The organism is Emticicia sp. GW821-FHT11C11, from assembly GCF_058808615.1.
The window spans coordinates 828,485-852,632 of sequence record NZ_JBXARV010000002.1 but is presented as its reverse complement, the minus strand read 5'-3'; the positions used below and the strand labels follow the sequence as shown (position 1 = coordinate 852,632).

The window sequence follows — 24,148 nt, the reverse complement described above, 5'->3', positions numbered from 1 at the left end:
ATATGACTTATGGATAATTTGAATTTTTTAGATGCTTATGATAAACAGATTCTTATTCATCTGGAAAAAGACGGCCGGAAGCCCTATTCCGAAATCGCCAAAAATCTGAATATTTCCAATACAATGGTGCATCAGCGTGTTGCCCGTATGAAAAAAGCAGGGATATTGAAAGGAGCCGGAATTATTCTTGATGAACGTAAGTTAGGGTATGAGTGGAGCGCCTTTACAGGTATTATTCTGAAAGAAGACTCAGATTCCAAACTTATTATTGAAGAACTCAGGAAAATACCCGAAGTAACCGAATGCTATTACATAACCGGTCAATATACGCTATACATACGCATTGTTGCCAAATCGAGCGAGCACATGCGGATGGTATTGTATGATAAAATTGACAATATTGACGGTGTACTTAAAACAGAGTCTATGATCGACTTCGGTGCAGCCTTTAAAAGAAACGCCAGCGTGGAGCTGTGATGGGTAGCAAATGATACTTTTGCCAAAGAAAATTTGCTTAGTCTATTAATTCTATGGGTTGTACAATAGAAAAACAAGTATTAATTTTGCAAAAACCAAATAAAGAATGCCTCGCATCTATCTTGACAATGCTGCTACTACTCGTCTTGACGACGAAGTTCTGCAAGCCATGCTGCCTTTAATGACCGAAAACTTCGGTAATCCTTCATCCATACATGCACATGGGCGTCAGGTGCGTTCGGCAATAGAAAAAGCACGCAAATCCATTGCATCGTTATTGAACGCCTCTCCATCTGAAATATTCTTTACATCCGGAGGAACAGAAGCCGATAATACGGCCATTACCTGCAGCATTGATACCTACCAACTGAAGCATGCCATTACGTCTCCTATCGAACACCATGCGGTGTTGCACACTTTAGAGCACCTGGCAAAGCAAGGGGTTGTTGAGCTAAGCTTTGTAAAGTTAGATGAAAAAGGCCGCATTGATTTAAACCATCTGGAAGAGTTGTTGCATACCAAACCGCGTTCGCTGGTTTCTTTGATGCACGGAAACAATGAAATAGGTAACTTGCTCGATTTGAAGCGTGTCAGTGAAATCTGTAAACAGTATGAGGCCGTTTTTCATTCGGATACGGTGCAGACAATGGGGCATTATAAACATGATTTGCAGAACCTTGAAATTGATTTTATTGTAGGAGCTGCCCATAAGTTTCATGGCCCAAAAGGAGTAGGTTTTTTATATATCAATGCCAATAATAAGATACATCCTTTTATTCATGGTGGATCTCAGGAGCGAAACATGCGTGGCGGAACAGAAAATGTATATGGCATTGTAGGTTTGGCCAAGGCGCTGGAAATAGCCTACAGAGACATGAGGGAGCATCAGGCACACATGCAAAGCCTGAAAGCCAGAATGATTGAAAAACTAAAAGCGAATATACCCGGTATCGACTTTAATGGTGATTCAGCAGATGTGGAAAATAGCTTGTATACCGTTCTGAATGTAAGTTTTCCGCCGGGTGAAGATAACGATATGTTGCTGTTTAATCTTGATATTGCTCAGATATCCTGCTCAGGTGGCAGTGCCTGTTCAAGCGGTACCGACGTAGGTTCACATGTATTAGGAGCATTGCAGGTACACCCCGACCGAGGTAACGTACGGTTTTCGTTTGGTAAATATAATACCGTAGAAGAAATAGACAAGGTAATAGAAGTACTGACAGATATTTACGCCAAACAGATATTGGCTTAAAGTAAAAGAAGCTGCCTCTTAGAGGCAGCTTCTTTTACTTATTGATAACTTCCATTGTAAAATAACCTGACATAACACGAGAGCCTGCTTTTTTTTCTGAAATCTCTTAACTTCGCTAATTCCTGCTACAATTGCGTCTGTCAATTCTTCCGTATCCGAAACTAATACAATTGTTTATCTGAATAGACTGAGTATCAAAGCCAATAAAACCTGAGCATAGAGTAGTTACGCAAGGTATTATGACATGAGGCGTAAAAACAAAAAAGGCAGCCTATTGACTGCCTCTTTGCGATATATGTGTTTCGGTAATTATTCTTATTTTTTATCCCACCATACGCGGGTATCTTGTGTATCAGCTCCCTGAGTAGCAATGGCCTTATCGTAATTTACTTTGTTAAGGGTTTGCTCGGTTACCGGATACGCCAAACGGTGTGGAATCTGTCCACTTGGGTTTAGAGTACTGGCCGGTGGGGCCAGAACAGGATATCCTGTGCGGCGCCACTCTGCCCAGGCTTCATTACCCTGATAGAACAGTGCAACCCATTTTTGAGTAGCAATCTGCTCTAATGCTTTGGCATCATTGTATTGCACATCTGGTTGTTGCAAAAAGTCGTTTACTACAGTTGTTGTAGCGCCCGCACCCAGCCATTGTTCTAGCGATGCTTTGATGGCACTCTCATACAAAGCTTTAGCATCACCTGAAATCCAACCCAATTTAACTGCTTCCGCTTGAGAAAACAATACTTGTGCATAAGTTACGACGTTTGCCGGCGAATTTTGTGCGCGCATTGCGCTTGCTGCCAATGAAACATCCTGCGCTTTCCAGGTCGGAGGGAACACACCATAAGGCACACCCACGTACTGTTGAAGAATGTTTTGATCTGCCATTGCTGGCACACGAGGGTCTTTTGTTTTAAGCAGATAATTAACATAAGTGTTACTTAGTGCATAATCCTTGCGGTTAGCAGTGATATAGTTATTGTAGAGAGGGTGCTCGTTATTAGCCTCTGCCAAATAACCATATTTTACATTGTCCGCATTTGAAGCCAACGGGCCATCTGCCAACGCAGCAGCAAATTCAGTTTTACCTTTCGCGGCATCAACCTTTGAAAGACGAAGTGCCATAATCAGGCGTAATGTATTGGCAAACTTCTTCCAACGAGTAGCATTGCCACTCAATAAAATATCCCCCTTTACGGTAGCACCACCGTCAAACTGAGCCTGTGCTTCTTTCAATTCTTTAAACAAGTCAGTATAAATGGCTTGTTGCGTATCGTATGCAGGACTGAAATTATTCTTTCCTTTCAACGCATTAGAGTAAGGAATATCACCCCAGCGGTCGGTCATCCACAAATAGGTATATGCCTTTGCAATACGGGCAATAGCTATCTGGTTATTGTTTGAGCCATTAGCTGCTGCAGTAGTTTTTGTGTCAGCATTTGTGTTCAGATCAATAATGGCCTGGTAAGTAACCAAAGGGCCGGTGTAATAATTATTGAAATTGAAGTTGATGCTTTTATAGCGAGATTCCTCAATATAGGTCACATCACCGAATTGCTGTGTATACAATGCAGGAACGATGTCGGTAGCCATGATACCAACATTGCGCAAAGCTCCAGTCAGGAATGCCGACGTATTAGGTGTCGACGGGTTGTTGGGACTAAGGTTCATATTACCAAAATCACCAGGGTCGCAGGAAGTAGTGACAATTGCTAAACCAAGAGCCACTGTCAGTGATTTGTATGTTGCTAATTTTTTCATGTTTCAATAAGATTTTAGCAGCTGAAAGAAAAATCTTTCATACTGAATTTCTGAATTAGAATCCTAAACTAAGATTGATACCAAATGAACGAACCGGAGGCAGCTGACCGCCCTCTGTCCAGTAAAGCTCAGCTTCCGAAATGTCAATTCCACCACCTGCGGCACTGTAAAGCAACACTGGGTTACGAACAATAAGTGCCACTTTAGCAGATTTGAATGCCTTGCCATTCAAAAATCCTTTAGGAATGTTGTATCCTATAGATACCTCTCTCAGTTTTACATAAGTTTGGTCATAGATCCACGCTTCGTTGAAAGAGAACATTTTGTCTTCATAGAAAGATTGTGTTTCTACGCGAACTGTATTCGGTTTACCATCGGCTGTTACACCAGGTAGTAAAATACCTCCACCATCAGCAACCGGATCACGTTTAGGTTTACCCAATTCGTTCAAGCCTGCTGTTTCTGCTGCCAAACCTGCATATGCATTAAACATACGGGTAGTTGAGAAGAATTTACCACCAACAATAAAGTCGATGTTAGCACGCAGCGAGAAATTCTTATAAGTGAATACGTTCAGGAATCCACCTTTAAATTTCGGAAGAACAGAGCCAAGTTTCTTAGTATTCTGTACTAAATAGTGTCCATCAGCTCCTACTACTCTTTCGCCTTTATCGTTAGTTACATAACCTATACCTTCCAATAGTCCCCATTGCTCACCAACGCGGGCATTTACTGTCAATGTTCTCCAGGTTGGTCCTCCTAATTGATAGTTATTCAGGCCGTCAGCCAGCTCTACTATTTTCGAAGTACTACGATCGAAGTTGATGTCAGTGTCCCAGGTAAAACCTGAAGTTGTTTTTACAGGTGTCGCACCAATATGTAATTCAAAACCTTGTGTTTGAATCAAACCGGCATTGATAAGTGTAGAAGCATAACCACTGGCAGCCGGAACTGTCAGAGGAAGAATCTGGTTTTTGTTGTCGTTTTTATAAGCTGTAAACTCCAGGCTAATACGATTGTTGAAGAATTTCAAATCGATACCTCCTTCATAAGCGGAAGAAAGCCCCGGTTTCAGATCAGCATTAGGCAACTGCGTTGGTAAATATTGTGTTGGGTTTGAACCAAACGCATTACCGGTTGTATAAACCTGATAAATATTATATGGGCCTACATCAGTACCTACCTGTGCATAGCTACCTCTGATTTTAGCAAATGATAATACACTGTTTTTAGGCAGTAACTCTGTAAGCACAACACTGGCACCAATAGAAGGATAAGTGTAAGAATTGTGTGCCACCGGAAGTGTCGACGACCAATCGTTACGAATAGTTCCTTCCAGGAAGTAGGTGTTGTCATAGCCTAAGCTTACGCTACCATACAAGCTGTTAACTTTTCTTTCAAATGTGCTGTTCGAAAAACCCGGACGGTCTTTTGAAGCAGCTATGTTGTAGAAACCAGGAGTTGTAAGACCACCTACTGTGGATTGTGAAATTACTGTAGCTTTAGAGTATCTGATGTTACCTCCAGCATTAGCTACTATTGAGATTTTGCCAAGTGTTTTATCTAATGCCAACAAAGCTTCGTGGTTGTTTTCATATTGTGTTGTAGCATAGTTAGCATAAGCCCCCAAACCACCGGCATTCAACGTACCACTTGCAATTCTTCCTTCTCCATAGTAATTTCTCCAGTCTCTGCGAGTAGTTACAGAAGCTGTCAGGAAGTCGAGTATCTTATAGCTTAATCCAAAACTACCATAGATACGGTCGTTATTGTTCAAGTTAGTGCTCTCATACATTTGCGTGTAGGGGCTATCCCAGTATTTTGGTTTAGGATCAAGAGGCCCTCCGATGTTCCAGCTTCTGAACGTGCCATCCGGGTTTTTGTAGTTTCTTAGATCTTCTATTTTCAACTGACGTTGGAACCACTGGTTGAACGAACCGACAGTTTGGTTATAGCCAACTGCAGCCACTGGCACACCTGTAGGAAGACCTATGCTTCCGGTTGTACCACCCGAAGAACCGTAGTTATCGGCAGGTACATTTTGTGCGCGTGTTGCGGAATAAGTGATGTCAAGTGTAGCGGCAAATCTCTTTGTAATATTGAAAGTATTTTTTGCACTGATGAAATCACGTAATTGCTTACTATTCGGAATAATACCGTGGTTATCTAAGTGCGTATATGATACACGGCTTTGAAAGTTGTCACCACCTCTTGCAAACGCCAGGTTGGTGTTGTGACTGAAAGGTTTTTCGAAGAAATCCTTTACGTTATTTGGTGAGGCCTCATATGGGGTTAATTGCCCGAATTCAGGGCCTTGTTGCCATGAAAATGCAGAGCGGTGAGGTGACCCATCTAAACGTGGCCCCCAGCTTTCGTCAGCTGAATAGTCTAAAAGCTTCTGTCCGTTGAACGAAGCCCAGGAAGCCGGGTGAATGGCAGGATTATATGCGAATGTTTCCCAATCTTGCGAATAACCACCACCATATTCGTTCTGATATTTTGGCAAAAGAGCTACCCGGTCCATCGTGGTGCTGTGATTGATTGTAAAACTGGTTTCTCCAGCTTTCGCACGTTTGGTTGTAATTACAATTACACCACCTGAAGCACGGTTACCATATAGTGCAGTTGCAGAAGGTCCTTTCAGTACAGTAAGGTTTTCTACATCATCCATGTTTACGTCGGCAATACTACCCACAGGTGTACCATCTACTACGTAAAGAGGATCACCACCCGTAAGGGAGTTAACACCACGGATACGGATGTTTGGTGAACCGAATTTGGCACCCGATTGCCCCAATACATGTACCCCGGCAATTTTACCGGCAAGTGCATTACCAACATTGGCATCGCGCGACACAGTCAATTTTTCTGAATTGATGCTTTGGGCCGTGTAAGTAAGCGACTTCTTTTCGCGGGAAATACCCAAAGCGGTTACAACAACTTCGTTTAATTGTGCGGCATCGCTCTTTAAGGTTACGTTAATTACCGACATATTGCCAACGGCAATTGTTTGTGTTTCGAAACCAATAAAGCTGAACAGGAGCGTAGACCCCTTTGTTGCAGCAATAGTATAGTTACCATCAGCATTTGTTTGAGTACCTTTCGTTGTTCCTTTCAGTACAACGCTTACTCCCGGAAGTGCAGATCCGTCATCAGCAGTAACCTTTCCGGTTACAGTCACGTCTTGGGCAAAAGCAAAACTCGCCCACGCCAGCATAAAGCAGGCTAGTAGAAGTTTCTTCATACAGTTCGTTAGTTTGTTTTAACGTTAATAATAGTACAATAAGTTTGTACTTTAACGCTAATATATAGTCTTTTTCTGATTAAATCAGAGAGTTCTTAAAAATTTTTAAATAGGAGGTGAGATTAATCTGTCAATTATAGCGACAGTCTTCTTACAATTTTCGACAAAGACAGGAGAAAAAAACTGAATTATTTAGGGAGGTTTGAATAGAATTTTACGAAATAAAAAAATCGGATCCGGTATTTCGTATTAAAATAGTATGGATTAATTATTTTAAATCTATGTCGTCGTCCGGATATAACTCAGGGCAAATAGTAGGTGGTCTTTTGGTGTATAGAATTTGATTTTTTTCTATATATGGCAACTTGTATCGTGGATGAGTGAAATAATTCAACCAATTCCAGAATTCTCCTGACTGTATTTGAAAGGTTCTATACAATTGAAAATCTGTACTTTTGGGATGACATCTCAGATAATTTTTATGCATTTTTTTTATGCCTTCAACTGAACTACCTTTAAAATTGTCTTCAGTGGCTGAAAATTCTCCGTGCAGTGTCACATACTCTTCAAAAGAAGATACATTTTTTGCTCCTAAAAAGGAAGAGAGAATAAGCGATCGAAATATATCTGAAAAATTACTTAGTAGCAAAAACCCTAAGATAATAGCTACTAATCGTATTATTTTTTTCATTTGTTTTAACCTGCGTTTTTTTTAACCAGTGGCGCTATCGACAACTTCTATTACCGCCGTTTCAAATGTAAAATTTAGTTTTTACAAAGCTCATGAAAGCAACTCTTCAAAAAATTGATTGAGATCATTTTTTATTTCATTCTGGATTTTATTTTCACATGAAAATCCCTGAGAGAATATGTAATAAAAAAAGGGTCTCGGAAGAGACCCTTTTTTAAATATGGTTGAGTGTTGATTAATCAACATCCCAGAAAAGCTTGGTCGCAAACACATCAATAGTACCTTGTGCTTTTACGTTATCTCCGTTTGAACCTAATTCAGTACCAGGATAGAAGAAACGAAGCGGGCGTTTGGTTTCGCCAACCAACTGGATACTTTGAGGAGTAACCGGAAGGTTAGTTCTTCTGTATTCAGCCCAAGCCTCAAGACCGTTGAAGTTTACAAATGAAATCCATTTTTGAATAGCAATGGCGGCCAATTTATCTGTAGAGGCGGTCCAGTCATAATTAACAATGCCGCTACCTTTGTAAGCATCAGCACCTGCTGTGCTTGCACCAAGTACACGGAACGATTGTTTGATACCTTCTTCAAAGTATTCCTGTGCTGTTTTAGGCAGCGTAACATCAGCATATCTTTGTTTTGCTTCGGCCATCAGGAACTGAATTTCAGAAGCAGTCATCAGAATGTACGGTCTGCTGTATTCACCTTTTACAATAAGGCTTGGCCCAAGAGATACTGTGTTGGCAGGCAGATAGCCAGAGCTAACGCCAAAAGGAGTACCTGAATAGTTAGCGGAAACTTCTTTCAACAAACTTGTACCAGGAGCATTACCATTCTCACCACTGTTAGCATAAGCAATTCTTTTCATACGTAGTGTATCACCGGCAGCTTTCAGGCTGTTAATCAGGAACTGAGTAGGGCGAGGGTAATTGTTCAATGCTCTTTTGGCACCGTTTGCATCATATCCCCAACGGTCATAAACCGGGTTCAGTTTACCTGCAGTGGCAAGGAAGAAAGACGAACCACCAAAGCTTACGTCTTCACCAGCAATAACACCTGAACCTTCGCTAACAATTTTGTTGATTTCAGGCTTGATGTATGCATCTCTTCCGGCTATTTTCGACTGACGAATCAGAATACGCAGCTTAAGAGAGTTAGCAAATTGCACCCATTTGGTAGTATTTCCTCTGAAAACCAAATCTGAGCCGGCAAATGCACCTTCAAAAGCATTTGCTTTCAGGTCGGTAATGGCCTCATCAAGTAATTTAATAAGGTTTTCGTAAACTGTTTTCTGGTCATCAAATTTTGGAGCCAGTGAAGATGTTCCTTTCAAAGCATCAGAGTAAGGGATGTTTCCATACATATCAACCAGTTGTTGAAACAATATAGCTTTCATTACTTTTGCAGGTCCTTTCAGAAAGGATTGCTTGTTGGCATCTGCATTCGTTATTACATACTCATAATCAGAAAGGTTATCATAGTAACCATCCCAGTAGTTAAAATCACCATTGGTGAAGAGATAGGCAAACTGAGCGGTGTTTATGATATAACCGTTTCCTTGCGTCCATTGTCCGGCCCAATAAAAGCCAATCTCGCTTGAACCTGTTGAGTTAGTATTCCCGGCAATGTTATTGGCAGATATATTCAAGGCATTGGTAAATACGTAGTTTGGCGAGGCAGTAGGTAGGGAGTTAGGGTTAGTGTTGATGTCGAAGTATGATTCTTGACAACTACTACCAACCAAAACAACCAGTGCTGATATGATTATTGATTTGAATTTCATGTTTTTCAATGATAATGTTGATTAAAATGTAAGATTAATGTTTACACCATATTGACGAACAGGAGGAGTTTGACCTGTGCTGTTAAGACCCAATCCATTTCCGGTACTTCTACTGTATTCAGGGTCAGTATAGTAGTTCATTTTGTCAACTATTGTAAATAAGTTACGTCCATATAGTGCGATACTTGCAGCAGAGAAAATTTTAGTTTTGCTTAGCAGGCTTTGTGGAACGCTATAAGAAAAGTTAATATCGCGCAATTTGATAAACCAGGCCGGGGTTACGAAGTTCTCAGCAATGTTACGGTATTGGTCAACCCAAAGTGCGTATTCAGGCTCGCGAACTTTAACAGTAGTGTTTGGAACAACCTTGCCGTCAGCATCCAGATAAGCAGAGTTCGGGAAAATCTGGTCTGTTCTATTCTCAGTCCATTTACCAGAACCTGTAAAGGTCATTTGTCTTCCTAAGTCGCTAAACATGTAGTTACCACCACGATATTCGAAGTTAAACGTAAAGGCGAAATCACCATAGCTCATTCTTGAACCCAGCCCAACGATATGGCGTGGTAATGTGCCACCTCTAGGTGTAAGGGTTGTCTGACGCAAAGGATAACCTGTAGAAGAGCTTACTAAACGATACCCTGAGCCATCAGACGCATATTGGTAGCCGTCAGTTTTCAGCATTGGGAAGCGAGAACCCTTGATTACGTTGGTGTTTGCATAAGAGAAACCATCAGCAAGTACAAACTCGTTGATACCCGGATATAATTCCAATACTTTATTATCGTTGTACGAGTATCTCACGCTGGCATCCCAAGAGAATTTACTGCCTCTTGAAATCAGATATTTAAATTCACCTTCATATCCGAAGTTTTTAGTTTCACCAACGTTAATTAGCAAGTTAGGGAAACCGGTAGAGTTAGGAACTTTAACTGTAATTACCTGGCCTTTCGAGTTTTGTGTATAGGCCGACACGTCGATGTTCACTCTGTTATCGAACAACTGAAACTCACCACCAATTTCGCCGGATGTTACCGATTCCGGTTTCAGATTCGCGTCTGGTAAGGTATTACCTACTGTTAAACCTACTGTATTACCGAATGGAAAACCTGTACCGTTTGGATAAGTCAGATCCAGACCATAGGTGTCGATATTATCGTTTGCATTTTTGTTATAGTTCACACGTAATTTCGCGTAATTCAATACATTGCTCTTCAATGACGGGAATGCATCAGTCGGGATGAATGACAACGCTACCCCATAATATGGATATGACCAAAGATTTGCAGGACGGCTAGGTTTGTAGAACAATGAAGTCTGATCATAACGGAAAGTACCGTTCAAAATCAACCAGTTTTTGAAATTACTTGATAAGTCAGCATAGTAACCTACACGACGGTTCATATAAGTGTTTTCAAAACCTGTTAACTCACCCTGGCGGTTCGAAACGTTGTATACGTCTGGAACAACAATAGAGCTTGATCCTACCTGTACTTCTTTGATATAACGTTGGTAAACACTGTTACCCAGAATTAATTTGTTAGAGAACGGGCCGAAGTCTTTTTCCAACAAAAGCTGGAACTCGTTGTTAATTACATTTTCAGTTTTTGTATAATCAGTTACACCTCCCAAGATATCGGTAATAGCACGATAGATACCGGTACCGTCACCATCGCGGAAGAATGGCTCAGCAATAAATGCTTTCGATTTGGCGTAGTCAGAGTACAAGAATTTACCAGTAGTACTTTTTTGTGTACGTGAGTTGTTCATTGCACCTAAACGGTTGCTGATTGTTGCCCATGGAGTAGGCTTATAAGTTAAGCTAAGTGTACCAGAAATATTTGCATCTTTATAGACACGACGGTTATTATCCGCATTAAAATACGGGTTATTGTAATAGTCATTGAAGAAACCATTCGGATTAGCAAATTTATCAGTTTGCCAATCACGGTAATCCTGCAAAGGAAGGTTAGCGGGCTGATTGATTACGTCATTATAGAAATCAGACGAAGTTCTGTCATATTTTGCCTGTGTATAGCTTGCGTTGAAACCAACATTTAATTTATTATAGTCTCTTGTAGAGGCAATGCGGGCACCGGTTCTTTCACTTTTGTCATTAGGTACAATACCTTGAATTTTCTGATTTTCTAACGACATATAGAATGAACCGTTGTCGTCGCCACCTGTGAAACTCACTTGGTTGTTCATCGAAACACCGGTATCAAAAGCTTTCATACGGGCACCTTTAGCAGCAGCATAAGGAATTATATTGGTAGAGCCATCTGACGCTGAACGACCTAACTGGCGAAGTGAACCATCAAACGGATCTCCGAATTGTTGGTTTTCATAAGCACGCCAGTTGCCTTTCATACGTACAAGAGGATCGCTGCTGTAGCCTGCCGAACCATAAGAAGGATAGTAGTGAGAACCTGACCCGTATTTATCCTGAAATTCAGGTAAGAAACTGATTTGCTCAAAATTGGTACTGTTTGAGTAGCTTACCTTCAATTTGCCTTTAGATCCTTTTTTGGTTGTAATAACCAATGCACCGTTGATACCGGCAGAACCATACAATGTGGCAGCCTGACCACCTTTCAGAATTGAAATGTTATCAATGTCATTAGGGTTAATCAGTGCTAACACAGTAGAGGTAGTCTGAATACCGTCAAGTACGATCAAAGCTTCGTTGTTACCTGTCAATGAACGGAAACCGCGAAGTACCACTTTTACCTGTGGATCAACGCTATTGTTTACGTTATAAACGGCCAGACCAGTCACTTTACCAGAAAGAGCCTGAGCTAACTGAGGTGAACGACCTACAGTTACATCTTCAGTGCTTACTCTGGAATAAGCATAACCTACTTCTCTCAGGTTTTTACGGATACCCTGAGCAGTTACAACCACTTCATTTAATTGAGCTGCATCACTTTTTAAAGTGATATCGATAGTAGAAGAATTACCGACAGCAACCGTTTGTGATTCAAAACCGATAAAGCTGAATAAAAGGGATGCTCCTTTTTTTGCAGAGATTTTGTAAACACCGCTGGCGTCTGTTTGTACACCTTGATTTGTGCCTTTTACTACGACACTTACTCCTGGTAGAACGGAGCCATCGTCAGCCGTAACTTTTCCAGTTACATTGACATTTTGGGCATAAGCATAGCTACCCAATACCAGCATAATGCCGGCAAGTAGAAGTTTCCTCATACAGTTTGTTTAGTTTGTTTTTTAGTTTAGTAAATATATATGGTGCGTTAAACCATATATGAAGCGTTAAGTTAATAACTTTTTTTGTTAATGTGTCAAGAGAAATTAAAAAAAAATAAAATTTTCATTTTTTTTACAAATAAATGTACAATGAGCCCAATAACATTGGACTATTCCAAGAAAACAACAAAGACCTTCAGAAGAAGGCCTTTGTTGAAAATTTTATCAAAACTTATTTTTGCAGAATATTATTTGGGCATTTGGTTTCTTACTATCATTGAAAGAATGCGCGGGAAAAAGCGTTTCAGGTAAACACCCATTACTTCTTTACGCCCGATGTACACTTCTTCTTTACCCTTATCAATAGCATTGACAATGCTGGCCGCACAGTCTTCCGGAGATATGCCTTTTTCCTGATTCTTGTCCATTTTACCATGCTTGCCGCCATCGCCCGAAATGGCATTGACAGATATATTGGTATGTATATAACCGGGACAAACAATTGTAACCCCGATATTCTCTTTCCAGACTTCGGCTCTTAATGAATCAAAGAAACCATGCAATGCATGTTTGGTAGCACAATAGCCCGAGCGCATGGGTGTTCCCAGTTTACCCGATATACTGCTTGTAACCGCAATGTGCCCGCTTTTTTGCTGAAGCATAACAGGTAATACTGCTTTAGTGAGTGCCACCACACCAAAATAGTTGATATTCATAATTTTATGATACACCTCCATGTCGGTCTCGGCAACGGTACTTCTTTGCGATATACCTGCGTTGTTAAACAGTACGTCGATTCTTCCGAAATGCCGGATCACTTCCTGTACTTTTGCCGGAAACTCATCTTGTTTTTCAACATCAATCGGCAAAATCAGCACATCAGCGTAGGGCAAGGCGGTGTTTTTCTTTACTCTGAGGAGTTCGTCCAGGCGTCGGGCCGATAAAACAAGTCTGGCACCTGATTTGGCAAATTCATAGGCCGTGGCCTCACCGATACCGGATGACGCCCCGGTAATCCAGACAACTTTATTTAAAAATCTTTTCATTTTGGTTTAATTCTTTCAGGAGCTTAAACTTCTATTCGTTTATTATTGTTTACCTAAGCCGGGGTTTAACCATGATAATTTACGATATTTTGGTAAAACCCCCGAATATTTCAGAACTTTGCAAAATAGTTGAAGAAAATATGGAAAAACAAGATATAAGAAAGCTTTCTGTTGACCAGCTGAAAACATGGCTCTCAGCCAATGGTGAGCAGGGCTTTCGGGCTAAGCAGGTTTCGGAATGGTTATGGAAAAAATCCGTAAGAAGTTTCGATGAAATGACGAACCTTTCATTGAAAACCAGAGACCTGCTTAAAGAGAACTACGAGATAAGACCGGTATCTGTTTTAAGAAAGCAGGTTTCGAATGATAAGACCATTAAGTCAGGATTCAGGCTGTTTGACGGCAACCTGGTAGAAGGGGTGTTGATTCCTGCCGATGACCGTATGACGGCCTGTGTGTCATCACAGGTTGGATGCTCGCTTACCTGTAAGTTTTGTGCTACCGGATACATGCCTCGCAAAAGGAATCTGGATGCCGCCGAAATCTACGACCAGGTGGTGTTAATAAAAGAACAGGCTGAGCAACATTATCAAGCTCCACTTACCAATATAGTATATATGGGTATGGGTGAGCCTCTGTTAAATTATGCCAGTGTGTTGGAGTCGGTGAATCGGATTACCTCGCCAGACGGGCTTGGCTGGTCGCCTAAACGTATCACGGTGAGTACAGCCGGTATTGCCAAGATGATTCAGAAATTGGGTGATGATGAAGTGAAGTTCAATCTGGCTTTATCTTTACATGCGGCCAATGATACCAAACGCAACGAGATTATGCCAATTAATGAGACCAATTCGTTGAAAAACCTCGCAGCGGCATTGAATTACTTCTACAAAAAGACCGGTAACCGTATTACTTTTGAGTACATCGTTTTTAATGATTTTAATGACAGCCTGCAGGATGCCAAAGAATTATGGGAGTTTACCAAGAAGGTTCCTGCTAAGGTGAATATTATAGAGTATAACCCCATTGCAGAGGCAGACTTTGTTAATACAACAGAAGATAAGCTCGGCAAATTTGCAAAGTTTCTGGAAGATAGAGGCGTAATAGTTAATGTGCGCCGAAGCCGTGGGAAAGACATTGATGCCGCCTGTGGGCAATTAGCTATTAAAGAGCCCAATGTAGCTGCATAGAACTTTAAACGGGGTACCTGATGAAGGTACCCCGTTTGTTATAGGGGCTTTTACAAAATTCCTCAAGTATTGGAGAAGCTGAACTCCATTCTTCTTTTGAATTTAAATGTATTCAAACCTTTCAGTCTTATTTGCCTATTGGTATATTTGTTCAGGTGATGATTTCTACCCGCCCACTGACAATTTAGAATTACATACAGCACAATTACTTATTGTCACCGGCTATTTGCATACAATTTGCTTGGAGCAAAATAGAATGAACTATGGCCAACAACGACTTAGCAGAAGCACTCGTATTTGAACACAGAGATGTCTGGAGAAAATGGTTGTCAGAAAATCATGACAAAGGAAAAAGTATCTGGCTAAAGCTGTATAAAAAACAGAGCCAGACTGCCGGTCTTTCTTATGATGAAGCCGTAGACGAAGCCCTGTGCTTTGGATGGGTGGATAGTTCTATAAAAGGTAGCAATGAGGATTATTATTATCAGTTTTTTGCGCGTCGCAACCCAAAAAGTAACTGGAGCAAAATAAATAAAGCTAAAGTTGAAAAACTGATAGCCGGAGGACTAATGGCTGAGCCCGGTATGAAGATAATTGATTTTGCTAAGGAAAACGGCAACTGGACAGCCCTGGATGATGTAGATAACCTCATAAACCCTCCTGACTTACAATTGGCCTTAGATAGTAACCCCGTTGCTAAGGCCAATTTTGAGGCATTTCCCCGTTCGGTCAAAAGAAGTATACTGGAGTGGTTGCTGAATGCTAAACAGGAAGAAACCCGAAAGAAGAGGATACTCGAAACAGTAACACTGGCCGAACAAAACATACGCGCAAATCAATATACGCCTAAAGAGAAGTAATAATACCCTTGGCAAACGCAAAAACTACTAAACTAAACTTCCATGAAAAAAAACCTCTTTTTAGCTTTTCTACTCTTGTCGATTGTCAGTTTTGGACAAACGCAGTTTTCCATAACAGTCTATAATCAGAAAGGATTGTTAGATGGCCGTTTGTTGGTCATGCTTTCAACAAACCCAAACCGGGAACCACGCTTTGATGTAACCGATGCCTTGAATACTCAATTAGTATTTGGGATCGATGTTGAGAATTGGAACGCCTCACAAGCAAAAACAGTAAACAACGCCAACGGCTTCGGGTATCCGAAAAGATATATGAAAGAAGTGCCTGCCGGCGAATATTATGTACAGGTATTGTTGCACAAGTATGAAACCTTTCATCGTAAAGACGGGCATACCGTAAAAATGCCAATGGATAGGGGAGAAGGACAGCAGTGGAACAGTGCCCCGGGTAATTTATATTCCAAGCCCGTTAAAATCAGATTTGACCCCAAAGGAGCTTCCATAGTAAAGTTGAGTTTAGACCAGATAATACCACCTGTTCCAGAACCTAAGGATACGAAGTATATTAAGCACATTAAGGTTCAGAGTAAAATGCTGACGGAGTTCTGGGGCAGGCCAATGTATTTGGGTGCACATATTCTACTGCCGGAAGGATTCGACGAGCACCCCGATGTAAAATATCCGCTCGCTATTTTTCATGGGCATTTTCCTGATGATTTCGATGGTTTCCGTACAACTCCGCCGGATGAAAACCTTCCGAATGATTATAATGCCCGTTTCAAGATATACGGTTATAGTAAAATAGTACAGCAGGAAGCCTACGATTTTTATAAAATGTGGACAGGTAAAGATTTTCCACGGGTAATTGCCATTGAAATTCAGCATCCATGTCCGTTTTATGATGATTCGTATGCGGTAAATTCGGAGAACATCGGTCCTTATGGCGACGCCATAACTTATGAGCTGATTCCTGAAATTGAAAAGCGTTTCAGAGGCATAGGTGAAGGTTGGGCAAGGTTTACCTATGGCGGCTCGACAGGCGGATGGGAGGCATTGGCGGTTCAGGTGAAATATCCGGATCAGTACAATGGCTGTTATGCAGCCTGCCCCGACCCGATAGACTTCAGAGCCTTTACAACCGTAAATATCTATGAGGATAAAAACGCTTACTGGTATGAAAGCCAGTTTAAAAAATTACCCAAACCAGGACATAGAGATTATTTGGGTCAAATATCGGCCACAGTAGCAGAAATGAATTTACGAGAACTGGCACTAGGCACCAAAACACGCAGCGGGCAGCAGTTCGATATATGGGAGGCAGTTTATTCGCCGGTTGGTAAAGACGGATACCCCAAAAGAATATGGAATAAAGAAACGGGGGTAATTGATAAGGAGGTGGCGAATTACTGGAAAGAAAATTATGACCTGGCTTATATTATGAAAAGAGACTGGGGTAAAAACGGCGAAAAGTGGAAAGGGAGAATACACATTTATTGTGGAGATATGGACAATTACTATCTTAATAATGCCGTCTATCTGACAGAAGAGATGTTGAAAGGCTTATCGAACCCGGTTTATGATGGTGAGGTAGATTATGGCGACAGAGCTGAGCATTGCTGGAACGGAGACCATACACAACCAAATTATATATCAAGGTTACGCTATCACCGGATGTTTATTCCCAAATGGGCAGAAGAAGTGAAAAAAACAGCGCCGAAAGGTGTAGACCTGAAAAGCTGGAGGTATTAATTGCAGGGCGGACTTAGTGTCTGCCCTCAATATTTAATATACCTGCCTCATAAATTTTTATTACTTTTGGCGTTCTGTTATTAAAGCAATGAATTAACCAAAAGTAAAAAGTAACAACAGTGATAAGATTAGAAGGCAAACTGGCTAAATATAAAGAACTGATTTCGTATTTTCTGATCGCCTGTTCGGGTGTAATGGTGCAGCTTATTGTAAGTTCAATCACACAGAATTTCTTTGGATTCTCGTTTCAGTTGTCAATAGCAATAGGCTACATAATTGCGTTTATTATTGGTTTTTTTCTTACCAAATTCTTTGCCTTTAATCAGCGACACTCAAAAAACTCTTTCCGCGAAGGCATCAAGTTTTTACTCGTTTCTCTTATTTCGGGTATTATTACCGTGAAAGGAGCCTATTATTGTCTGTATCTATTAAATGAGTGGGGAATTTTCGGTAAAGAGCAGATTCTGTTTGGTAAAAGCATTAATATAGCCGCACTCATTTCCCACTTTTTTGGCATGGGTATGAGCTTCGTGATTAATTTTATTTCGCACAAGCATTTTACCTTCAAAACAACAGGTCTCTACCGTAATTTCAAGCTATTATTTCAACGGAATTAATAGATTACGATAGTATAATGACTGATTTCTTCTTCAAAAAAACGCTGAGATAATACTTCTGGCCATTAAAACTCATCTTTCAGTTTTTCATACAGACGCTCAAATTTCTGATGTAAACGCTGATAGATTTCACCGGTAGCAGTATTTGGTAAAAACACCTTACCTGTACTGACACAATTATCGGCTTCTTTCATATTCAGTGCCCGCATGGCTAATATTGCTGCTCCCCAGGCAGAACCCTCAACAGTTTCGCATACAACCACTTTCTTCTGGAATATATCAGCTACGAGTTGCAACCAGAAATCACTTTTGGCAAATCCTCCACTGGCGCATATTTCATGAATACTCTGTTGCTCCATCAGTATTTTACCGATTGAGTACATGTTCAGAATCAGTCCTTCCATTACTGCTTTTACCAGATGCGCCTGTGTATGTGTAATACTTAAGCCGAAAAACACGCCTCTGGCTTCAGCATTCCAGACAGGTGCTCTTTCTCCGAGCAAGTAGGGTAAAAATATTAAATTATCGCTTCCTATTGCCAGCTTTTGCGCTTCCTTTATCAGTTCATTTTTAGAGTTTTTAGATAAAAATATCTGTTCTTCCAGCCATTGCAGGGCAATGCCTCCATTGTTGGACGCACCACCGATGATGAATTCATTTTTATCAAGAAAGAAATTGAAAGTGCGCATGGTCGGGTCAGTGTAAGGCTGTGGCAGACACATTCTCACAGCTCCGCTGGTACCCATGGTAAAAGCCATCTGGCCTGGTTTCATGGCACCGGAACCCAGATTTGCCAAGGGGCCGTCTCCGGCACCAGCTACATAATTTACCAAAGGGAGTAATTGATTCGTCTCATTTTTCCGGATATGAGTAGTGGCAACCAGTTGGGGCAATTGCTTTTCTGAAATACCCAGCATTGATAAAGCCAACGAATCCCAGTTCATTTCATTAAAATTGAACAAACCGCTGCCTGATGCCAGCGAGTAATCAATAACATATTCTCCGAACAGACGAAACCACAGATACTCTTTGATACCGATAAATTGATGGGTGTGGTTAAAAATCTCCGGTTCGTTTTCTTTCAGCCACAATATCTTGCTGAAAACCGAGAACGGGTGTATAGGTATACCCGTGCGGTGATACAATGCCTTACCGGCATCTGTAGGTTTTAACCGTCTGGCTATGTCGGTCGCCCGGTTGTCTGCCCATAGTATCAGATTGGTAAGAGGTTTCCCGGTCTTATCTACTGCTATTAAGCCATGCATGGCCGACGAAAAAGAGATAATGCTCCTATCTGCTATATCAGGAGTTACAACCGCATTTAAGGCTTCCTGAAAGGCTTCATAAATTTCATCCGGATTCTGCTCGCTCCAGTTGGCTTGCGGGTGGGTCATACCATAGCCGACACTATACTGCCGCAACACGTTGCCTGTTTTGTCAAATGCAACGGCTTTGGTGGTAGTGGTGCCCACATCAATACCTACAAAATATTCCATCGTTGTTTCTGTCATACGCTCTATCAGCCGTTCACTTTTTCTACGGCATGTCCGCCAAATTCATTTCTAAGAGCAGCCACCACTTTTCCGGAGAAAGTATCTGCCTGTTGTGAGCGATAACGCATCATTAACGACAAAGCAATTACAGGCGTAGGTACGCCTAAATCAAGGGCGGTTTCCAATGTCCATTTACCTTCTCCTGACGAGTGCATGATCCCCTTGATAGCATCCAGGTGTGGGTCTTTTCTGAAAGCATTTTCGGTTAGTTCCATCAGCCAGCTGCGTACTACCGAGCCATGGTTGAATAACTTGGCAACGGCTTCAAAATTGATATCATATTCTGAATGTTCAAATACTTCGAAGCCTTCAGCAATGGCTTGCATCATGCCATATTCAATACCATTATGAACCATTTTTACGAAATGCCCGCTGCCCGAAGCACCCGTGTAGAGATATCCGTTTTCTAATGAAATATCTTTAAATACGGCTTCAACGTAATCGAAAGTTTCTTTATCGCCGCCAATCATGGTACAGGCGCCGTGCAAAGCACCGCTGGTTCCGCCGCTGGTTCCGCAATCGAGGTACTGAATCTGCTTTGTTTTTAAATAATTATAGCGACGGACAGACTCCTTAAAGTGAGAATTCCCCCCGTCAATCACAATGTCATCAGGTGAAAGGTAGTTCAATAATTCTTCGATGACACCATCAACAATATCTCCTGCAGGAACCATCAACCAGATAACCCTTCTCCCTGTTAGTTTGTCACACACTTCCTGAAGCGTGTTTGCTGTTGTTATGCCACCTTCTTCTCCTATTTTTGCTACCGACCCGGCGTTTACATCCTGTGCCACTACATCGTAGTTATGGTTACGTAAATTAAGAGCCAGGTTATAACCCATTTTACCTAGTCCGACAATTCCGATTTGCATGTTTATGTACCCTCCCGGGTCGATTTAAATGATGAATAGTCTATCCGGCTTGCAATAAATAAAAGCCTGTACATTTTTTCCGGATACAATGTATGTCGGACTCAAAGCTACAAAATTTTCTGTTTCTGTAGCATAACAGACTAACCACAAATGGTAGATTTTATACAGGCAGCAAAGGTATCTGAGTATAATCAAAGATTAATCATACAGGGTAAATTGCTGAAAATGAAGATATTCGCTAACTTGCTGAGAATAACCTAACCCTGACACCAATGAAGCAACGCTTAACTTCATTAGACGTTTTCAGAGGCATGACCATCATGCTTATGACCATTGTAAATAACCCCGGCGACTGGGGGCATATTTATCCGCCTCTTGAGCATGCCGAGTGGCACGGGTGCACACCTACCGACCTCGTATTTCCATTCTTTCTTTTTATTGTGGGTGTTTCAATAGTTTTATCAATGCCTATCAAAAGGCTTGACGGCGCCACCTTTGAACGGATAATTACCCGCACTTTGCGGATTTTTCTTTTGGGTTTATTTCTGAACTTTTTCTCTAAAATACATCCGGGAGGGCTTACGGGTATTCCGCTCATGTTGGTTCGTTTAGCGTTTACGGCCATCATAACTATAGCCCTTTTAGGAGATTATGATAAACGAAGGCAATTTTTTGTAGCCATTGGTTTATTGGGGCTCATGATTACGCTGGCTTTTATGGCAGACGATTTCAGTCAGGTACGTATACCGGGTGTATTGCAACGGATAGCCATAGTATATCTGATTGTTTCAATTCTGTATGCTGCCAGCAATACCCTCACACAGATTTTTGTGGGGCTGATATGCTTGTTCGGATACTGGGCCGTAATGAGTCTGCTGCCAGTTCCCGGTATAGGAGAGGCCAATTTTGAAAAAGGTACCAATCTGGCTGCATGGTTGGATAATCTGCTGCTGCCCGGACACTTATGGGCCATTTCAAAAACCTGGGATCCGGAAGGAATTCTGAGTACAATCCCCGCCATTGGAACAGGAATATTAGGCGTGTTAACAGGGAAACTGCTGACTGTGGGTGGCTTCACCAGAAATAAAAAGGCGCTGTACTTATTAACAGCCGGTGCATTTGGCGTGGGGATTGGCTTATTATGGGATATCGTTTTTCCGATTAACAAAGCCCTCTGGACAAGCTCGTTTGTATTGTATACTGCCGGATGGGCACTGATAACCCTAGCGATATTATATTATTCAATTGATGTAATCGGGTTCGATTTCTGGACAAAACCCTTTGTGATTTTCGGAGTAAACCCCATGGTGGTGTTTTTCTTTTCGGGCATCATTCCTCGAGCACTTGATATGATACAGATTCCGGTAGGAGATAAACCTGCTGACGAAAATCCGGGATTGATAGCGTGGCTCTATGAGTATGGCATTGCTCCGTTTTTTACCGAACCTAAAAATGCTTCTTTAGCCGGGGCTCTGGTTTATGTGTTGATATGGTTCGTTATTCTGCTTTATTTTTACCGGCGAAAATTAATTTTTAAGGTTTAATTTTTGTTTCTTAGTGCAATATTTTCAACATCAATCAACCTTTTATTTAATATGAAGAAATTACTGATTTTAACTTTAACATTAAGCGCCATGAACGCATTTGCTCAGAAAGGGAAATGGGTGAAATTATTTGACGGAAAAACAACCACAGGCTGGCATAACTGGCATGCTACGGGTGTAAAAGGATGGCATGTAATGAACGGCACTTTGATGACTCACGGTAAAAGCGGTGATCTGGTGTCAGATAAAGAATATGAAAACTTTGAACTGGAATTTGAGTATAAGGCGGCTCCTAAGGGCAATAGTGGCATTATCTATAAAGTACTTGAAAAACCAGAGTTGGATGCGTCTTACATGTCAGGCCCTGAGTATCAGATAATTGATGACGTTGCGTATCCTGCCAAGTTGAAAGATACACAAAAAACAGCAGCCAATTATGATATGCAACCAGCCAACGACTTTACAGTAGTGAAACCGGCAGGTGAATGGAATATAGGTAAAATTATTGTGAAAGACAATCACGTAGAACATTGGTTGAACGGGAAGAAATTAGTAGAGTATGAATATGGCAGCACCGACTGGATTGCAATGGTTGCTAAGAGCAAATTTGCTAACTGGGAATACGCCAAGCCACATGCAAAAGGGAAAATAGCCCTGCAAGACCATGGCGATATGATTTCTTTCAAATCAATAAGAATCAAAGAGTTATAATTAAATCAAATGCGGTAAACTCAAGTGCAATGCCCTCAAAAGTTAGTATCTAACCTTTGAGGGCATTTTGCATGTTTGTAAACAAAAGACACGAATCCGGATTAAGGCTTGTTAATGATTACTACCACAGGTAATTGGTTTACCCATTATCAGAACGAACGGGTAAATAACCACGGGGTCTTTGGCTAAGGAAAATATTCTTTCCGAAACTTCTTCCATTGGCTAACAAACAACCACTTCCGAAACTGGCGCAGAAAGAATTACTATCAGCAGAGAAAACATAATAAATCTTTATAGGGGAAATGATGGCTATGGTTGTCTATGAATACAGAAAGGTTACTAAAATACAAAGGTAACAACCGTTATAGGTGCAAAAAGTGGAGACCAGAAACCACACTTAAACGGGGCGTATTCCGAAAAGCCTGATGAGTAGGAGCAGAATTATAAATTTAAATTAAAAATGACAAAAAGATTTGTTTTCCTGGCTATTATCAGCCTTATGATGACCAGTTGTGCCACTATTTTCACGGGTACTAAAGACAGAATTACCTTCAACAGTACACCTGAAGGGGCAACGATCTATAAAGATGGTATTGAGCAATGTAAGACCCCATGTACGCTTAATGTGAAAAGAAGCCTAAGTGACACCCAATTTGAGTATAAATTGGATGGTTACGAAACAAGACTAATTACGCTTGACAAAGAGTTCAATGTTGTAAGTGTAATAAATCTGGGTAATTTATTGGGTTGGGGTATTGATGCGTTGTCGGGTGCGGTATTGAAATATGATAGAAAGGTTTATGATATTACACTGTCGAAAAACAGTAAAACAGCCATGCTGAATCCGGCAAGAATTGATATTGATTCAAAGAAAAACGTTGTTGAATTATATGTAATGGCTAAATAATGTAATAGCCGGACAAAAATAGCCTGTAGAAGAGCCTGGTAATAATATTTAAACAAGTGAGTACCCAACCAATACAGTTTAATTGTGGAGTATGGTATTGGTTGGGTATCTGGGCTCGGCAGCAAGTTTATCTGTTGAACAGTAAGATTTTTACTATGCCCATTAAGGTGTTATTGCCGGAAATCAGAACTTAAGCGTTACGCCTAATGAGGTATAGGGAGCACCGAGTTCTATATATACACCTAGTTTCTCCTGAAAAAAGTACCTGCCCCCTACATACAGCCCGACCAGTCCACGTGTGTAAGAATCTACATAGTTTTCGGCTCTGAAACCAACCAGTAAACCTGCATAAGGGTCAAACTTACTGTCATCAATCCCTAATTCATCGTTAATCAGAGGTCCGAAATGAAAACTCCCTCTGGCGCCTAAACCAACCGAAGTGCGGTTAGGGCCTGCATAATTGCGAGAAGTAAACGCACCGATGGCACCTACACTGATCAATTCATGAACGCCTACATCAAATGATGCGCTCAATCCTGCTCCATAACCTACAGTAAGACCGGCATTAAGGGTTTTTGTGCCTTTTTGAAATGCTTGCGCCTGTACTTTAGGCGCAAAAAAGCAACAGATTGCTGCAATAGCAGCGAGTGAAAGTAAATTTTTCATAATTGTCAATTTTAAATA

General features: G+C 41.1%; 18 protein-coding genes. 9 read left to right on the top strand and 9 right to left on the bottom strand.

Annotated elements, in window-relative coordinates; genetic code table 11:
• The first annotated feature begins 9 nt into the window (after positions 1–9).
• Positions 10–477, top strand: a complete 468-nt coding sequence (locus tag AC1RRY_RS13585; protein ID WP_492819905.1) for an Lrp/AsnC family transcriptional regulator — start codon at positions 10–12, stop codon at positions 475–477.
• Positions 478–583: 106 nt separating this feature from the next.
• Entirely contained in the window at positions 584–1,732 is a 1,149-nt protein-coding gene (locus tag AC1RRY_RS13580; RefSeq protein WP_492819907.1) for a cysteine desulfurase family protein, read from the top strand.
• Positions 1,733–2,047: 315 nt separating this feature from the next.
• Here AC1RRY_RS13580 and AC1RRY_RS13575 read toward each other — a convergent pair whose 3' ends face one another.
• The 6 genes from AC1RRY_RS13575 to AC1RRY_RS13550 all read right to left on the bottom strand — a co-directional run bounded on the left by AC1RRY_RS13575 (position 2,048) and on the right by AC1RRY_RS13550 (position 13,461).
• Positions 2,048–3,493, bottom strand: coding sequence for a SusD/RagB family nutrient-binding outer membrane lipoprotein (locus tag AC1RRY_RS13575; protein WP_492819909.1), 1,446 nt, complete (start codon positions 3,491–3,493; stop codon positions 2,048–2,050).
• Positions 3,494–3,548: 55 nt separating this feature from the next.
• Complete coding sequence (locus AC1RRY_RS13570; RefSeq protein ID WP_492819911.1) at positions 3,549–6,737, bottom strand: SusC/RagA family TonB-linked outer membrane protein; 3,189 nt, start codon at positions 6,735–6,737, stop codon at positions 3,549–3,551.
• Between the two features lie 268 nt (positions 6,738–7,005).
• Positions 7,006–7,428, bottom strand: a complete 423-nt coding sequence (locus AC1RRY_RS13565; protein ID WP_492819913.1) for a hypothetical protein — start codon at positions 7,426–7,428, stop codon at positions 7,006–7,008.
• A gap of 235 nt (positions 7,429–7,663) precedes the next feature.
• Positions 7,664–9,211 (bottom strand): SusD/RagB family nutrient-binding outer membrane lipoprotein, encoded by a 1,548-nt coding sequence (locus tag AC1RRY_RS13560; protein ID WP_492819915.1) that lies wholly within the window; start codon positions 9,209–9,211, stop codon positions 7,664–7,666.
• 21 nt (positions 9,212–9,232) lie between these two features.
• Entirely contained in the window at positions 9,233–12,415 is a 3,183-nt protein-coding gene (locus AC1RRY_RS13555) for a SusC/RagA family TonB-linked outer membrane protein (RefSeq protein WP_492819917.1), read from the bottom strand.
• A gap of 248 nt (positions 12,416–12,663) precedes the next feature.
• Positions 12,664–13,461, bottom strand: coding sequence for an SDR family oxidoreductase (locus tag AC1RRY_RS13550; RefSeq protein ID WP_492819919.1), 798 nt, complete (start codon positions 13,459–13,461; stop codon positions 12,664–12,666).
• Positions 13,462–13,601: 140 nt separating this feature from the next.
• Between AC1RRY_RS13550 and rlmN the strand changes: the two genes are divergently transcribed.
• From rlmN to AC1RRY_RS13530, 4 genes are all read left to right on the top strand, one after another.
• Positions 13,602–14,651 (top strand): dual-specificity RNA methyltransferase RlmN, encoded by a 1,050-nt coding sequence (rlmN, locus tag AC1RRY_RS13545; protein ID WP_492819921.1) that lies wholly within the window; start codon positions 13,602–13,604, stop codon positions 14,649–14,651.
• 263 nt (positions 14,652–14,914) lie between these two features.
• Entirely contained in the window at positions 14,915–15,511 is a 597-nt protein-coding gene (locus AC1RRY_RS13540; protein WP_492819923.1) for a YdeI/OmpD-associated family protein, read from the top strand.
• Between the two features lie 42 nt (positions 15,512–15,553).
• The gene (locus AC1RRY_RS13535) at positions 15,554–17,260 is read left to right on the top strand and encodes an alpha/beta hydrolase (RefSeq protein ID WP_492819925.1); all 1,707 of its coding nucleotides are present in this window, start codon (positions 15,554–15,556) and stop codon (positions 17,258–17,260) included.
• 119 nt (positions 17,261–17,379) lie between these two features.
• Complete coding sequence (locus tag AC1RRY_RS13530) at positions 17,380–17,877, top strand: GtrA family protein (protein WP_492819927.1); 498 nt, start codon at positions 17,380–17,382, stop codon at positions 17,875–17,877.
• Positions 17,878–17,942: 65 nt separating this feature from the next.
• Here the strand turns inward: AC1RRY_RS13530 and AC1RRY_RS13525 are convergent, their stop codons facing one another.
• Complete coding sequence (locus AC1RRY_RS13525) at positions 17,943–19,388, bottom strand: gluconokinase (protein WP_492819929.1); 1,446 nt, start codon at positions 19,386–19,388, stop codon at positions 17,943–17,945.
• An 8-nt stretch (positions 19,389–19,396) separates the two neighbouring features.
• The gene (gnd, locus tag AC1RRY_RS13520; RefSeq protein WP_492819931.1) at positions 19,397–20,302 is read right to left on the bottom strand and encodes a phosphogluconate dehydrogenase (NAD(+)-dependent, decarboxylating); all 906 of its coding nucleotides are present in this window, start codon (positions 20,300–20,302) and stop codon (positions 19,397–19,399) included.
• 272 nt (positions 20,303–20,574) lie between these two features.
• Between gnd and AC1RRY_RS13515 the strand changes: the two genes are divergently transcribed.
• The 3 genes from AC1RRY_RS13515 to AC1RRY_RS13505 all read left to right on the top strand — a co-directional run bounded on the left by AC1RRY_RS13515 (position 20,575) and on the right by AC1RRY_RS13505 (position 23,464).
• A complete protein-coding gene (locus tag AC1RRY_RS13515) occupies positions 20,575–21,846 on the top strand; it encodes an acyltransferase family protein (RefSeq protein ID WP_492819933.1) in 1,272 nt (423 codons plus the stop codon).
• Positions 21,847–21,897: 51 nt separating this feature from the next.
• Positions 21,898–22,557 carry a 3-keto-disaccharide hydrolase gene (locus AC1RRY_RS13510; RefSeq protein WP_492819935.1) on the top strand — a complete coding sequence of 220 codons (660 nt, stop codon included), beginning with the start codon at positions 21,898–21,900 and terminating at the stop codon, positions 22,555–22,557.
• A 460-nt stretch (positions 22,558–23,017) separates the two neighbouring features.
• On the top strand, positions 23,018–23,464 hold the full coding sequence (locus AC1RRY_RS13505) for a PEGA domain-containing protein (RefSeq protein WP_492819937.1): 447 nt from the start codon (positions 23,018–23,020) through the stop codon (positions 23,462–23,464).
• A 183-nt stretch (positions 23,465–23,647) separates the two neighbouring features.
• Here the strand turns inward: AC1RRY_RS13505 and AC1RRY_RS13500 are convergent, their stop codons facing one another.
• Positions 23,648–24,130, bottom strand: coding sequence for a hypothetical protein (locus AC1RRY_RS13500; RefSeq protein ID WP_492819939.1), 483 nt, complete (start codon positions 24,128–24,130; stop codon positions 23,648–23,650).
• Positions 24,131–24,148 lie beyond the last annotated feature (18 nt).